Source organism: Bacillus sp. FSL K6-2865 (assembly GCF_040311405.1).
GTDB classification, from domain to species: Bacteria; Bacillota; Bacilli; order Bacillales; family Bacillaceae; genus Bacillus; species Bacillus velezensis.
The window spans coordinates 2,175,082-2,189,104 of sequence record NZ_CP152036.1 but is presented as its reverse complement, the minus strand read 5'-3'; the positions used below and the strand labels follow the sequence as shown (position 1 = coordinate 2,189,104).

13 protein-coding genes, 1 pseudogene and 1 riboswitch are annotated in these 14,023 nt (G+C 45.5%); of the genes and pseudogenes, 8 read left to right on the top strand and 6 right to left on the bottom strand.

Annotated features, from left to right (window positions below):
* The first annotated feature begins 57 nt into the window (after positions 1–57).
* Positions 58–282, top strand: a complete 225-nt coding sequence (locus NYE42_RS10555) for a hypothetical protein (RefSeq protein WP_015417608.1) — start codon at positions 58–60, stop codon at positions 280–282.
* A gap of 43 nt (positions 283–325) precedes the next feature.
* Here the strand turns inward: NYE42_RS10555 and NYE42_RS10550 are convergent.
* The 3 genes and pseudogenes from NYE42_RS10550 to NYE42_RS10540 all read right to left on the bottom strand — a co-directional run bounded on the left by NYE42_RS10550 (position 326) and on the right by NYE42_RS10540 (position 4,046).
* Positions 326–591: pseudogene (locus tag NYE42_RS10550) on the bottom strand (hypothetical protein).
* A 145-nt stretch (positions 592–736) separates the two neighbouring features.
* A protein-coding gene (locus NYE42_RS10545) for an IS3 family transposase (RefSeq protein WP_095352997.1) occupies positions 737–1,887 on the bottom strand; the annotation gives its coding sequence in 2 pieces (ribosomal slippage) (positions 737–1,614 and positions 1,614–1,887; 1,152 coding nt in all).
* Positions 1,888–1,982: 95 nt separating this feature from the next.
* Positions 1,983–4,046 (bottom strand): molybdopterin oxidoreductase family protein, encoded by a 2,064-nt coding sequence (locus NYE42_RS10540; RefSeq protein WP_352426452.1) that lies wholly within the window; start codon positions 4,044–4,046, stop codon positions 1,983–1,985.
* Positions 4,047–4,193: 147 nt separating this feature from the next.
* A riboswitch (SAM riboswitch) is annotated at positions 4,194–4,286 on the top strand.
* Positions 4,287–4,407: 121 nt separating this feature from the next.
* Here NYE42_RS10540 and NYE42_RS10535 point away from each other — a divergent pair.
* From NYE42_RS10535 to NYE42_RS10525, 3 genes are read left to right on the top strand one after another with little or no spacing between them, the layout of a single operon-like run.
* Positions 4,408–5,424, top strand: coding sequence for a 2-hydroxyacid dehydrogenase (locus NYE42_RS10535; protein WP_007407339.1), 1,017 nt, complete (start codon positions 4,408–4,410; stop codon positions 5,422–5,424).
* Positions 5,417–6,883, top strand: a complete 1,467-nt coding sequence (locus NYE42_RS10530; RefSeq protein ID WP_342496938.1) for an FGGY-family carbohydrate kinase — start codon at positions 5,417–5,419, stop codon at positions 6,881–6,883. The genes NYE42_RS10535 and NYE42_RS10530 overlap by 8 nt, the downstream gene beginning before the upstream one ends.
* Positions 6,884–6,930: 47 nt before the next feature.
* Positions 6,931–8,178 carry an RbtT/DalT/CsbX family MFS transporter gene (locus tag NYE42_RS10525; protein WP_352426451.1) on the top strand — a complete coding sequence of 416 codons (1,248 nt, stop codon included), beginning with the start codon at positions 6,931–6,933 and terminating at the stop codon, positions 8,176–8,178.
* A gap of 31 nt (positions 8,179–8,209) precedes the next feature.
* On the opposite strand, the gene NYE42_RS10520 is transcribed toward NYE42_RS10525, so the two are convergent.
* Both NYE42_RS10520 and NYE42_RS10515 read right to left on the bottom strand, forming a co-directional pair.
* On the bottom strand, positions 8,210–8,971 hold the full coding sequence (locus NYE42_RS10520) for a hypothetical protein (RefSeq protein WP_077392193.1): 762 nt from the start codon (positions 8,969–8,971) through the stop codon (positions 8,210–8,212).
* Positions 8,972–9,036: 65 nt separating this feature from the next.
* A complete protein-coding gene (locus NYE42_RS10515) occupies positions 9,037–9,342 on the bottom strand; it encodes a DUF948 domain-containing protein (RefSeq protein WP_342496936.1) in 306 nt (101 codons plus the stop codon).
* A 129-nt stretch (positions 9,343–9,471) separates the two neighbouring features.
* Between NYE42_RS10515 and NYE42_RS10510 the strand changes: the two genes are divergently transcribed.
* The 4 genes from NYE42_RS10510 (at position 9,472) to proB (ending at position 13,002) form a co-directional block, all read left to right on the top strand.
* On the top strand, positions 9,472–10,188 hold the full coding sequence (locus NYE42_RS10510; RefSeq protein WP_342496935.1) for a 3-ketoacyl-ACP reductase: 717 nt from the start codon (positions 9,472–9,474) through the stop codon (positions 10,186–10,188).
* A 285-nt stretch (positions 10,189–10,473) separates the two neighbouring features.
* Positions 10,474–10,842 carry a replication termination protein gene (rtp, locus tag NYE42_RS10505; RefSeq protein ID WP_003153833.1) on the top strand — a complete coding sequence of 123 codons (369 nt, stop codon included), beginning with the start codon at positions 10,474–10,476 and terminating at the stop codon, positions 10,840–10,842.
* Between the two features lie 168 nt (positions 10,843–11,010).
* Complete coding sequence (gene proC, locus NYE42_RS10500; protein ID WP_007407345.1) at positions 11,011–11,859, top strand: pyrroline-5-carboxylate reductase; 849 nt, start codon at positions 11,011–11,013, stop codon at positions 11,857–11,859.
* Between the two features lie 24 nt (positions 11,860–11,883).
* A complete protein-coding gene (gene proB, locus NYE42_RS10495; protein ID WP_352426450.1) occupies positions 11,884–13,002 on the top strand; it encodes a glutamate 5-kinase in 1,119 nt (372 codons plus the stop codon).
* Between the two features lie 60 nt (positions 13,003–13,062).
* On the opposite strand, the gene NYE42_RS10490 is transcribed toward proB, so the two are convergent.
* The gene (locus NYE42_RS10490; RefSeq protein ID WP_047935789.1) at positions 13,063–13,965 is read right to left on the bottom strand and encodes a LysR family transcriptional regulator; all 903 of its coding nucleotides are present in this window, start codon (positions 13,963–13,965) and stop codon (positions 13,063–13,065) included.
* Positions 13,966–14,023: the final 58 nt, after the last annotated feature.

Below are 14,023 nucleotides of genomic sequence, written 5' to 3'. Positions count from 1 at the left end.
GAAATAAGTATAATAAATGCGAAAAGGGCATTAATCCAAAGTGAGAAGGTGTTTGACATGCAGAAAGTGAACTGGTCAGAACAGTATGAATGGTTCAATAAACAAGATGAAAAAGACGGGCGTTTAATGGCGCTCCTTCGTCATGAGCTTACATATGAGGAAGTCATACGGTTATATAAGAAAGGGTTTTATTTGAAATCTAAAGAAGGGGATGTTTCGTTACGTAAGAATGATATCTGTCGTATGTTTGGGGTTGAAGAGAGGCAGGGCGGCGAATCTTAATAAACGGGAAGAGAAAAACTCTTCCCGCTTTTCATGGCAGCTGTTATTCTTTTTCCAGCATAGAAGTCAGCCATTCTCTTAATGCAGTTTTCTGTACATACCGCTTTCCGTTTCTCGTGATATGCGGAATGTCAGAGGTGTCGGGCACGATTTGTTTCGCTTCTTCCTTGGTTACTCCGAAATAATACCAATATAGAAGTGTAAATCTTTTTCTTTAATGAGAATGTGGTCAGTGTGTTCATGAGGATCAGGTGATTTAAAGTTTTTCAATCCGTCTCCGATGAAATATCCGGCTAAAGTGATTCCGATGTCGGTATGACATCCATACAGCAAACCTCCAATAAACTTTATCACTTTTTATACGGTGAAGCCGGCTGAAAGGATTCAGCCTTCATCAAAACCGCCCGGCGTTTAGGGACTGACCCCCGTTTTTGAGACAGGGATCAAAACACCTTTAAGCAGCCAGCTGTCGGTATGTGACCGGCGGCTGGTTGTTTAGTTTCGTTTGAATACGAATGTTGTTATAATAGTATATATAGGTTTCGACAGTTTGCTCTACGATGGTCGTCGTAGTGCTTTCCAACCTGTCGAGGTAGAACGTTTCAGACTTTAGTGAGGAATGAAACGATTCGATGGAGGCATTATCAGCGGGTGTCCCTTTACGGGACATGCTCATGGTAATGCCTTTTGTTTTAACAGCTTTCTGATACTCATAAGATGTATAAACAGAACCTTGGTCACTATGTAACACGCAGTTCTCTGGGAGTACGGGCAGCTGATCAAGTGTGTGTAAGACAAAATCTGTGTCCTGTCTATCGCCAATCGTAAAAGCAATCACTTCTCCATTGTATAAATCCAATATACTGGAAAGATACAATTGTTTCTGCCCATAAGGCAAATATGTGATATCCGTTACTAGCTTTTCCAGAGGGCGATCAGACTGAAAGTTCCGATCTAATATATTCTCGGCCACGGCATATGGCTGCCCATTCTTCTTGCGCTTTTTCACCTTAACCCGGCATTGCCACTGATTTTTCTGCATAATGCGCTGAACCGTTTTATGATTAATACGCATTCCCTTTTTTAATATGGCTGTGATTTTCCGATAGCCATATCGATACTTGTGTTCTCGGCACAACGTGCCGATTTGTTTTTCTAAATGGTATTTAGGGTTATCTTTCATCAGATTCTTCTTCCAACGATAATAAGATGCTCGTGAGATACCTAAATGAATACAGATATCCTGTATGGTCATTGTGCCGCGCAATGCTTCTACAAGCTCGACTGGCGTTTCGCTATCAGCTTCCTTTCCAATTCGTTGTACTTTTTTAACACTTCATTCTGTTGTCTCAGATAACGATTTTCTGCCTGCAGTTTCTCTAATTCGGAAGAATACTCTGGACCTTTTCCATAAGAATATTGCTTTCCGACAGGTTGTTCGAATCGATGTGTGTCCCCAGCTTTATACCACCTGACCCATGTCTGCACCTGCGTCTTATTCTTTATATTCAATTCCTGCATGATCTCCTTCACAGGCACGCCCGCCAATCTCATTTCTACAGCCTTCTGTTTGACTTCAACCGGATAACTCACTCTTGCCCTCATAGAAAAACACCTCCAAGTCTAATTTCGGATAACAACGATCCGTTTTCAAACTTGAAGGTGTTTTTTGTTTGTCTCATATTATGGGGTCAGTCCCTTTATTGCGGACGGTTTTGATTGCTGAGCTTTTCCACCTGCACCTTTCCGGAGAAGAAAACAGCGCCTCCGCCCATATCCGCCAGCCGATCGGGCGTGAGCGAATTGACGAGCTGTTTTTTATCATCCATATCGGCCCAAAGACCTTGGCTGACTGCAACGCCGGGAAGCACCTGTTCGCCGACCGAAACTGTCAATTCACACTCTCCGCGGTGATTCCAAACTCTAACGGTTTCCCCGTCTTCTATGTTCCGGCGTACAGCATCTTCTGTATGAATAAAAAGCTTTGGCGCTTTTTCCAGTTTTACGTGTTTTTCATTATTCGAAAATGTCGAATTTAAAAAATTATGATTCGGTCCCGGGACAAATAAAAGCGGAAAATCGCCATCGCTCTCAAGAGGGATGTGCGTCGGCAGCGCCGGATAACCGTCCTGTTTCATCTTTTCAGAATATAATTCAATTTTTCCGCTCGGTGTTTTGAGCTTGCCCGGAAAAAGCGGTTTTTTCCGTTTGGCTCTCATGAAGGAATGGCGTGAGAGCGATTCGTAATCAATATCCTCGATATACGGATTGTCGGGAAAGTCCAGCGCCTGTCTGATCAATTCTTCATCGGAATCCTGAAGCTCCTGCTCGGTAAATCCCATTTCTCCGGCAAGCAAACGGAACACTTCCGTATTCGATTTGCTGTCCCCGTAGGGTTCGATCACCAGTTTTTGCAGCTGAATAAAATGATGCCAGTAAGACGTGTAAAAATCCGTGTTTTCAAAAGCGGATGCAGCAGGGAGCACGATATCCGCATATTTGGCGGTTTCCGTTAAAAACAGATCGTGAACGACTGTAAATAAATCCTCCCGCAGCAGGCCTTTTCTGACTTTATTCGCTTCCGGCGCAACCACTGCGGGATTCGTACCGTAAATAAACAGGGAGCGCACGGGCGGTTTTGTTTCTAAAAGAACGCTTCCGAGCCTGTTCATATTAAATGATCGCGGCTTCCTGCCGTAAAGCAGATCAGGCCGCTGGAGCGCTTGTCTGTTATAGTTTAATACCGCGCTGTTGTGCTTGATTGCGCCTCCTCCGGTGTTGAGCCACTGTCCTGTAACAGCCGGAAGGCAGGCAACGGTGCGGACGATCATTCCGCCATTGTCATGGTGCTGAATGCCGTTTCCGATCCTGATAAGGGAAGGGGAGGTTTCCCCGTACATTCTCGCAAGGCGTCTGATATCGTCGGCTTTAACGCCTGTAATAGCAGAAACCGTTTCCGGATCATAGTGTTTGACATGCGCTTTTAATTCGTCACTGCCTTCGGTGTATTCTGTGAGAAATGCTTCATCGTGAAGGTTTTCGTCGAATAAGACATGCATGACACCGAGGGCGAGTGCGGCATCTGTGCCGGGGCGAATGGGAATAAACCAATCGGCAAGCCGGCCGGTTTGGTTCTTATGTACATCGATAACGACAATTTTAGCCCCTTTTTTCCGGGCTTTTTGAGCAATCATGACTTGGTGCATATTCGTGCTGACGGCATTGATCCCCCAAAAAATAAAGAGCTTTGCATGTATGGTCTCCTCCGGATCAGTACCCGCTCCTTCTCCCATTGTATAGTTATAGCCTTCAGAACCGGCTTTGCTGCAAATCGTCCGTTCGAGATGACTCGCTCCGAGACGATGGAAAAAACGGCGGTCCATTCCCTCTGCCGCCAGTTTTCCCATATTGCCGTAAAAGCTGTACGGAAGAATGCTTTCCGCTCCTTCTTCGGCAATAAGCTCTTTCCAGCGCGCACTGATCGTATTGATCGCTTCCTCCCAGGAAATAGGCGCAAACGCGGCTTCACCTTTTTTACCGATCCGTTTTAACGGAACGGTTACGCGTTTCTCATCATAAATACGCTCAGCCATGTGTCTGACTTTGTTGCAAATATTCCCTGATGTGACCGGGTGATCGGGGTCTCCCTGAATGTTAACGATTTTTCCGTCTTTTTTTGTCACAAGCAAGCCGCATTGATCGGGACAGTCTAGTGAGCATACCGACTTAAAGACCCCGTTCGGCTGTTTTGCAGCAGAATTCATAGCCCATTTCTCCTCTTTGTTTATATTGTAAGCATTATAACATTTCAAAATCGAACGTCAATTCAGAAAAAAAGTGTTGACATCACGGAAAGACTTTTCTATGATGAGTTTATTCTTTTAAACAGCCTGACAATTTCATCATTTTATTTTCTATCCAGAGAGGTGGAGGGACTGGCCCTACGAAACCTCGGCAACATTTATTGTGCCAATTCCAGCAAGCGTATGCTTGAAAGATAGGAAAGAATGATCTATACATATTTGTGCGCTTCAAGTGCATAAAGACGGTATATGAATCTCTTTCCTTCTTTGGGGAAAGAGATTTTTTTATGAAAAAATTTATGTGAAAAGGATGTTTTGCACCATGACGGTTTTAATTACCGCACCATATCACGACGAGGGGCTGAAGGAGCTGACTGAGCTGTTCGGCCGGACTGTGCACCGGCCGTGGAAGAAGCACGGCCGGGCCTATCGGGAAGATGAATTGATCCGAATGATTCAAGAGACAAACGCGTCGGGGCTTATCACTGAACTTGATGAGGTATCTGAGCGTGTTATTGACATATTGCCTGATTCCGCTTTTATCGGTGTCTGCAGAGGAATGCCGTCTAATGTGAATATTGCGGCGGCGACTAAAAGAAAAATCCCCGTTTTCTTTACACCGGCCCGCAATGCCCAGGCTGTTGCTGAAATGTTTATCGGAAATGTGATTTCATTTTTGCGTCATACGTATTCTTCCCATCAGTGGCTGAAGGACGGGAAGTGGAATGGTGATTATTTGCAGGCTTATGTCAAATTCAGAGGAAATGAGCTGACGGGGAAAACAGTCGGCCTTATCGGTTTCGGAGCTGTCGGACAGAGAATCGCCCGGCTATTGGCCGCTTTTGACTGCAAGGTGCTTTACTATGACCCATTTGTCCGTCATGAAAACCGGGAGTATGAAAAAACGACGATTGAACGGGTATTTTCTGAAAGTGATATTGTTTCCGTTCACTTGCCGCGTACAGAAGAAACCATCGGCCTTATCGGCGCCCGGCACTTTCAATTGATGAAACAGGAAGCTGTTTTTGTCAATACGTCAAGAGCGGCGGTTACAGACAGGGAAGAGCTGCTGCGGGTGCTGAAAGAACGGCGGATTAAGGGAGCGATCCTTGACGTGTTTTATCACGAACCGCCTGAATCTTCTGATTATGAATTGATCTCTTTGCCGAATGTGTTAGCGACTCCCCATTTAGCGGGCGCAACATTTGAAGTGGAAGATCATCATGTGAAGATTTTAAATGAAGCGCTTTTCAAATGGAAACAAGATCAAACCTGCTCAATACGTGAACTTTATAACAAAAGAGAACTTGAAACGGAAGGAGGAGGCTGTAATGGCTGAACAAAAAGGCTACCTTGTATTTGACATCGGGACGGGGAATGCGCGAGTCGCGGTCGTGACTGCCGGCGGCGAAGTGACCGCGCTTGAAAGGGAAGACATTGAATATGTGACGGATCCGCTTTATCCGGACGGACGATATTTCTCACCGGAAGGGTTATGGAAGCAAATCAGCGCTATGGCAAGGAAGGTTATTGCCAAAAGCCCACATATTACATTAATCGGAATCACCTCTACAAGCCAGAGGCAGGGAATTGTTCTGATCAATAAAGATAAAAAGGCATTTCTCGGTCTGCCCAACATTGATAACAGAGGCCGTGAATGGGAAGACGGGATTGAGACAAAAGAAGAAGTGCATCAGCAAACCGGACGTCTTCCGAGCGCTTTATTTTCCGCCATGAAACTTGTCGGATTAAAAGCTAGACAGCCGTCTTTATGGAAAGAAGTGAAGTACATCACAAGCATCAGTGACTGGGTGACATTTGAGCTGAGCGGTATTTTAAGCTATGAACCGTCACAGGCTGCTGAAACACTGCTGTTTGACGTAAGGAAAAAGGCGTGGTCAGAGAAATTATGCAACATCTTCGGTGTGCCTTCTGCCATTCTTCCTTCACTCGTCCGATCTGGGACGGTTGTCGGAGTGTTAACGTTCAAGAAAGCGGCGGTTCTCGGTCTTTCTGAAAGAGTGCCTGTGATTGCAGGCGGGGGAGACACACAGCTTGCCATCAAAAGTGCAGATGCAAAGCCGGGAGATATCGTCATCGTATCCGGCACGACGACGCCGATTACAAAGATAACAGCGGAGGCCGGAACCGAAAGTTTAGAGAATGCATGGCTGAATTGCCATACAGAAGAAGGTCAATGGCTTCTTGAAACGAATCCGGGTGTAACAGGACTCAATTATCAAAAATTAAAATCCATTTTTTATCCGAATGAATCCTACGGCGTTATGGAACGGGAAATCGCAAGTCTGCCGAAACATGATCATGCTTGTATTTCTGCGTTAGGCTCCTATTTATCGCCTGAGAAAAACGCACTGGCAAAAGGCGGATTTATTTTTGACGCTCCGCTGTCCCAAAACTTAAGCAGAGCCCATTTTGTCAAAGCCGCACTGCTGGAAATCGCTTTTTCAATCAAATGGAACTATGAGGCGTTAACAGAGGTGGCTTCCTTTTCACAAGATGATGTGAAGGTGTGCGGCGGCGGTTTCCAAAGTGATGCTTTGACGCAGTTTCTTGCTAACCTTCTCCAAAAGAAAATCTATAAGAGAGAGGGGTTCAGCCAGGCATCCGCAATGGGAGCGGCGATGATTTGCAACGAAGCTCTCGGTGTGAAAGCAGAGCTTTCGAGCCGCACAAAGGTAATTGAGCCGGAAGCGGATCAGACGGATCTCTTCCTATATGAAGAATGGAAACATACGCAAAAATTATTTACTCATTTTCAGCCGGCGGTGAAAGCCTGACTTGGGGATGAGATGACAACATGAAAGATTGCTGAGGAGGAACAAAAATGCTTAATAAAATAGGAATTCCAAAACAGCTCGCATGGGGATTTTTGGGAGTCGTGCTGTTTATGATGGGGGACGGCCTTGAACAAGGCTGGCTCAGCCCGTTTTTAGTTGAAAACGGCTTGACGGTACAGCAATCAGCATCCCTGTTTACAGTTTACGGTATTTCTCTCGCTGTGGCGTCTTGGTTTTCAGGGGTCTGCCTCGAAGCCTTCGGCGCAAAGCGGACGATGTTTATGGGGCTGTTGTTTTACGTGATCGGAACAGCCGCGTTTATCGCATACGGATTTGAAAATCTTAATTTGCCGGTGATGTATGTCACGTATTTTATTAAAGGGCTGGGTTATCCGCTGTTTGCCTATTCTTTTTTGACATGGGTGATTTACCGGTCGCCGAAAAACAGGCTCAGTACGGCGGTCGGCTGGTTCTGGATTGCATATTGCTGCGGGATGTTTGTATTCGGTGCTTGGTATTCAAGCTGGGCCATCAAATCCTTCGGCTATTTGAATACACTGTGGAGTTCAATTTTCTGGGTATGCCTCGGCGCGTTTTTTGCCCTGATTTTAAATAGGGACCGCTTTGAAAAGAAAAAGTCAGATAAGCGGGAAAAGGCGCAGGAATTAATGAAGGGAATCACCATCCTTGCTGAAAATCCGCGCGTGCTCTCTGGGGGGATCATTCGGATCATTAACAGCATCGGTACATACGGATTTCCGGTATTTCTTCCGATGCATATGGCGCAGCACGGCATTTCTACAAATGTATGGCTTCAAATTTGGGGAACGATCTTTCTCGGAAATATCGTCTTTAACTTAATATTCGGCGCAGTCGGCGATGCCTTCGGCTGGAAGAAGACTGTCATGTGGTTCGGAGGAGTGGGCTGCGGCATTTTTACTCTTTTATTATATTATGCTCCTGTTGTATCACATGGGAACTTGCTTTTCGTCAGCATTGTCGGTTTTATATGGGGAGGGCTCCTCGCCGGGTTCGTTCCGATCGGGGCTATCGTGCCGACGGCGGCCGGCAGCGATAAAGGTGCTGCCATGTCTGTGTTAAATCTGGCTGCGGGCCTGTCGGCATTTGTCGGCCCCGCGCTTGCCTGGGCGTTCATCGGGCTTGTCGGCGCACAAGGCGTTGTATGGATTTTCGCAGCGCTCTATTTCGTAAGTGCAATCTTGACAAATCAAATCAAAATACCTGAAGAGAAAACGGCAAAACACAATAAAGCATTGCGTGAATACGCTTCTTAACAGCACCGCCCCGAAAATTCGGGGCGTTTTTTTACAGCTGCTGAAGAAACCCGGCAAAGCGCTGAATTTGTTCACGTAACGATTGTTTGTTTTCGTGAAATTGTTTGAAACGATGTCCGTTTGCTCCGGACGGATGCGGGAAGCCTTCCAGAATGACCGCATGACCCATTCTGCCGTTCTTCTTCAGCATGCGGCAGGCTGATTCTGCTGCTTTGCCGAGAGGGATAAGCAGAATGTCCTTTTTCATCATTTCTATTTCATCCGGAAAACATGTCAGCGCGTAACGGCTGAGAAGAGCTGACCTGCTGATTGCCGGCCGATGTCCCGTATAGTTTTTCTGTTTATAAAAAACAGGGTGTTTGATAACGGACGTTGTATGAAGAAGCTCCCGTTTTGAATCAAATAACCGGGATGAATCCTCAACGTGAAGCGCGGCCGGCAGACCGCATTCATTAAGCATTTCGATGATGTTCTGCCTCATTGAACCGGAAAGTCCGGCCGCTTTTTTTGTTTCATAGGCTATCATTTCAAGAGTTTCGCCATCTTTTAAAAGCTGTGCCGCTTTTTTGTAAGCCAGCTGCATTTGAAAAAAACCGGGTGTGATTCCGGAAATGGCAACGACTGCATGAGGGTTAATATATTCATTATGAGGCGAATAATACAAATCCAGATCTCCGTCCTTGGCTAAATGGAAAGCCGGAGTCAGCAAATCCGATTTTGTAAACCCTCCCGAAGATGATAGTGCTTTAAGCTGCTGCAAAAAATGCGCAAGCCGCTCACGATCGCAAATCATGTTATGCCTCCTTGAATCCGCCGGTTTCTCTTAGTGTCATCAAAAACGTCGGATGACATGCAGGCTCATACATCACTTTTACCGGCGTTCCAGAGCATCTTCAGGACGTGAGGCGTTCCTTTAACTTCGGCCGCCGTCGTTTGTACGGCTGTTTTTTTAGTGAGAAAATCTTCTTTCAGCTCTTTCTGCTTTTGCGATAACAGATCGGTTTCTGTTTTGATTTCATCAACGGCCGTCTGCATGGACGCTGTCGCGGCGTTAATCTTCTTTATATCAGGCGCTGTGTTTCTTTTAAAATGCACGGCGGATACGGCTGCATAAATGAATGCGGCAGCCGCAACGGCAGCACTGATATACAAAATGATGATCATCTGCTTTTCACTCCTTTTTTTCAGTTGATACCCTTTACGGATCGTGTTGAATCATTTTATTTGCTAATTGTTTTTTTTCTGCTTATAATGTGAAATCGTACATAAGGACATTCTGAAAGGGTGAAAGACGTGGAAAGCATACAGAACAAAACGGCTCTTATCACGGGTGCGGGCAGAGGAATCGGCCGCGCCACCGCTATCGCTTTAGCCAAAGAAGGAGTCAATATCGGTTTAATCGGCCGCACAGAAGCAAATGTCGAAAAGGTTGCGGAAGAAGTGAAAGCCCTTGGTGTAAAGGCATCATTCGCAGCTGCCGATGTAAAAAACCAAAAAGAGGTAGAGCAAGCCGTCTCCTCTATTAAAGAAGAACTCGGTGAGATTGACATCTTGATTAACAATGCCGGAATCAGCAAATTCGGCGGATTTTTGGATCTTACGCCTGAAGAGTGGGAAGACATCATTCAAGTGAATGTAATGGGTGTATACCACGTGACACGCGCCGTTCTTCCTGAAATGATTGAGAGAAAATCAGGAGATATCATTAATATTTCTTCTACGGCGGGCCAAAGAGGCGCCGCGGCGACAAGTGCGTACAGCGCTTCTAAATTTGCCGTTCTCGGTCTGACCGAATCTCTCATGCAGGAAGTCAGAAAACACAATATCCGTGTCAGCGCAATGACTCCGAGCACGGTTGCCAGCGACATGTCTATTGAATTAAATCTGACAGACGGCAATCCGGAAAAAGTCATGCAGCCTGAGGATCTTGCAGAATATATGGTTGCTCAATTGAAATTACATCCGCGCATTTTCATCAAAACTGCCGGTTTGTGGTCAACTAATCCTTAAACAAAAGGGGACCTGTCTTCGTGACGGGTCTTTTTTTGTTTCCGCAACCCGAATAAATGGGCATAAAGATCCGTTTTTGCAGAAAAAAGAGTGAAAAAGAAACCGATATCAGCTATAATTAAACTAAATAAACTATGTACCAAATGTTCATTAAAATCGTTTTTCCCCGCCTCTAAAAAACAAATCAATACAAACCAAACTGTCCGAACAATAAAAGGGAAAACGGGATAGAAAGAGAATATTTAGTACATGGAATAATTTGTTAGAAGGAAGGGTGTGCACATATTGAAAGAAGAAAAAAGAAGTTCAACCGGTTTTTTAGTGAAACAAAGAGCTTTTTTAAAGCTTTACATGATTACAATGACAGAGCAGGAACGGCTTTACGGACTGAAGCTTCTCGAGGTGCTGCGTTCGGAATTTAAACCCATCGGTTTTAAGCCGAATCATACCGAGGTGTACCGTTCACTTCACGAACTATTGGATGACGGGATTTTAAAGCAAGTAAAAGTGAAAAAAGAGGGAGCCAAACTCCAGGAAGTCGTTCTCTATCAATTTAAAGACTATGAAGCTGCGAAGCTTTACAAAAAACAGCTGAAGACAGAGCTTGACCGCTGCAAAAAGCTGATAGAAAAAGCCATTTCAGATAATTTTTAAATCCGGCCGGAACGCACCCGGCCTCAAAAGGTTTGTTCTGTGATTCATTATACATAATAGCAGGCTCGGAACAATACATATCAATAATACCTTCAAACTTGACATCAACTCCTGAAGTGGTAACATAAAAAACGTGTGAAAAATACGAACAAAATACGAACAAGGGAGATGTTACCGATCTTAGATCAAAAGAAAGTTGCTTTTATCGGAGCAGGATCAATGGCTGAAGGAATGATATCAGGCATGGTCCGCGCAAAAAAAATTCCCAACCAAAACATCTGCGTGACAAACCGCCGCAATACAGAGCGACTCGCTGAATTGGAACATCAATACGGTATTCAGGGCATTGCTTTTGACAGCATGAAAACCGAAGATATTGATGTCTTTATTTTAGCCATGAAGCCGAAGGATGCTGAAATCGCTCTGGCTGCGCTGAAACGGCGTATTCAACCTCATCAAATCATCCTGTCTGTTCTGGCAGGCATAACAACCTCATTTATACAACAATCATTACATGATAATCAGCCGGTTGTAAGAGTGATGCCGAACACATCCAGCATGATCGGCGAATCGGCAACAGCTGCGGCTTTCGGAGACCATGTCTCTTACGGTTCAGCAAAAACCGCGGTATCCCTTTTGGAATGCCTCGGGGAAGTGTACGTGATCAAGGAAGATCAGATGGACATTTTCACCGGCATCGCAGGCAGCGGACCGGCATACTTTTATTATTTAATGGAGTTTATTGAAAAAGCAGGTGAAGAAGCCGGCTTAGACAAACGGCTGTCCCGCAAAATCGGCGCGCAAACGTTATTGGGCGCCGCTAAAATGCTGATGGAAACGGGTGAAAAACCGGATGTGCTTCGGGAAAACATCACCTCTCCAAACGGCACGACGGAAGCCGGCCTCGATGCGCTCAGGTCAGAAGGCGGCGGAGAAGCCATCGCCAAAGCCATCAAACACGCGACCGAACGTTCTATTGAGATCAGCAAAACAATTGAAAAAACGGCAGCACTATAATCGTTAAAAAACAGGAGTGATACAGTGACGTCTCGGACGAAGATCAAAAGAGTCGCGGTGAAAATCGGCAGCAGCTCACTGACGAGCCTGCACGGGGAAATCAGCAGAAGAAAGCTGGAAGCATTGGTGGATCAAATCGCACAGCTGAAAGACAGCGGCTATGAAATGATTTTAGTATCTTCCGGCGCAGTGGCGGCAGGTTATCGGAAGCTCGGATTTATTCAGAAACCGGAAAGCCTCCCTGAAAAACAGGCTTCTGCTTCCATCGGACAGGGATTATTAATGGAGGCTTATTCAAAGCTGTTTTTAGCGCACGGTTATGTCGCATCACAAATTTTAATTACAAGAAGCGACTTTTCCGATGAATGCCGCTACCATAATGTCCGCAATACGATGAACGTCCTTTTGGAACGGGGCATTATTCCGATTATTAATGAAAATGACACGGTCACAGTCAACCGGCTGAAATTCGGAGATAACGATACACTCGCAGCGAAGGTGGCAGGTTTAATTGATGCCGACATGCTTGTGATTTTATCAGACATTGACGGTTTATATGATGATAATCCGCGCAGCAACCCGAAAGCGAAAAGAATCAGTCATGTAAGTGACATCACTCCGGAAATAGAAGCAAGCGCGGGAGATGCCGGGAGTGAAATGGGAACCGGCGGAATGCGTTCGAAACTGGATGCTTTTAAAATTGTGATGGCCTCCGGTATTAAAGGCTTTCTCGGGCAGGCTAACATTCCGGACATTCTGCTTCAAGCGGTAGATGAGGCGGCTGAAGGAACGTATTTTGAAGCGGAAGGAACCCTGCCGTTAAACCACAAAGAACAATGGCTTGCATTTAATTCCGGCCCCGAAGGCGAAATTGTGATGGAAAAAGAAAGCAGCCGCGATGTCGCGAACGGAAATATGGAGCTGTCACCGCAGGACATCGAGCAGATTAAGGGCAGATTCAGCAGCGGGGCGGTTGTCAGGCTGCTTGATCAGCAGGGAGAAGAGCTCGGACTCGGCATCGTCAACTATTCCTCAGCCCAGCTGAAGACTTTTAAAGAAACGCCGCATAAACAGACCGATCAATCAGTCATTGATCCGGAAGCGTTTGTCTGCCACGTTGAACTATCCATTCCGATCGGCTGAGAAAGATCTAAAAAAATATGAAAAAGCCCGAGGCTTCGTTTTGAAGCTCGGGTTTGTTTTTTATTGATATTGTTCAAGTTTGGAGAAAAATTGAATGACAAAATGATAGAAATCATTTGCAGACGGAGCCAGTTCCCTTCCTTTTGGTTTAATAATGCCTACGGTGCGCTTCACTTGAGGAAATTCAATCGGAATTTTGACCGTGAACCGAGGGGTGGTTTCTCCAAAGGTGCTTTCAGGTAATAAAGTAACTCCCATCCCCGCGGAGACTAATCCTTTAATGGCATCTAAATCCTCGCCTTCCGTCGATACAAGCGGCGCAAAGCCGGCCTGTCTGCAAGCGTCAATCGCCATGTTACGGAGAATAAACCCTTCAGGAAATAAAACAAATTGGTCGCCGCGCAGATCAATTAAATGAATATTTTTCTGTTTGGCAAGCGGATGGTGCAGCGGAACAAGCGCGTAAATCTTTTCCGTGAATAAGATATTGCCTGTTATGTCGGGGAATTCCGTCGGAACGGGGCCGAGCAGCGCCGCATCTATATCCCTGTTTCTTACCGCTTCAATTAAAAACTTATAAGACCCCTGGCGGAGCAAAAACTCAACGTTCGGGTATTCCTCTTTAAATGCCGAAATCACAGTCGGCAAAAGCTGGCTTGCAAGGCTCGTCGGAAATCCTATTTTGACGGTTCCGCGATTCGGATCAAGATATTCATCAATTTGTTCCTTCGCGTAATCAATTGCTTTCATCGCCGTTTTAACATGTTCTAAAAATTGTTTGCCGATCGGCGTTAATTTAATATTTCTGCCTTCCCGTTCAAATAAAGTGACTTGCAGCTCTTCTTCAAGATTTGCAATCTGCCTGCTGATGGCGGATTGTGCGACATGCAGATGATCAGCCGCTTCTGACACATGTTCCCGTTCTGCTACCTCCATAAAATACCGAAGCTGGCGTAATTCCATTGCGTTCACACCTATCTATCTCATTTTGAGATGTATTTGATCTAAATTATATATTGTT

What these genes read in the sequence shown, in the direction of transcription:
- NYE42_RS10555 (WP_015417608.1), top strand. Translation starts at nt 58, where the DNA reads ATGCAGAAAGTGAACTGGTCAGAACAGTATGAATGGTTCAATAAACAA.
- NYE42_RS10540 (WP_352426452.1), bottom strand. Translation starts at nt 4,046, where the DNA reads ATGAATTCTGCTGCAAAACAGCCGAACGGGGTCTTTAAGTCGGTATGC.
- NYE42_RS10535 (WP_007407339.1), top strand. Translation starts at nt 4,408, where the DNA reads ATGACGGTTTTAATTACCGCACCATATCACGACGAGGGGCTGAAGGAG.
- NYE42_RS10530 (WP_342496938.1), top strand. Translation starts at nt 5,417, where the DNA reads ATGGCTGAACAAAAAGGCTACCTTGTATTTGACATCGGGACGGGGAAT.
- NYE42_RS10525 (WP_352426451.1), top strand. Translation starts at nt 6,931, where the DNA reads ATGCTTAATAAAATAGGAATTCCAAAACAGCTCGCATGGGGATTTTTG.
- NYE42_RS10520 (WP_077392193.1), bottom strand. Translation starts at nt 8,971, where the DNA reads ATGATTTGCGATCGTGAGCGGCTTGCGCATTTTTTGCAGCAGCTTAAA.
- NYE42_RS10515 (WP_342496936.1), bottom strand. Translation starts at nt 9,342, where the DNA reads ATGATCATCATTTTGTATATCAGTGCTGCCGTTGCGGCTGCCGCATTC.
- proC (WP_007407345.1), top strand. Translation starts at nt 11,011, where the DNA reads ATGTTACCGATCTTAGATCAAAAGAAAGTTGCTTTTATCGGAGCAGGA.
- NYE42_RS10490 (WP_047935789.1), bottom strand. Translation starts at nt 13,965, where the DNA reads ATGGAATTACGCCAGCTTCGGTATTTTATGGAGGTAGCAGAACGGGAA.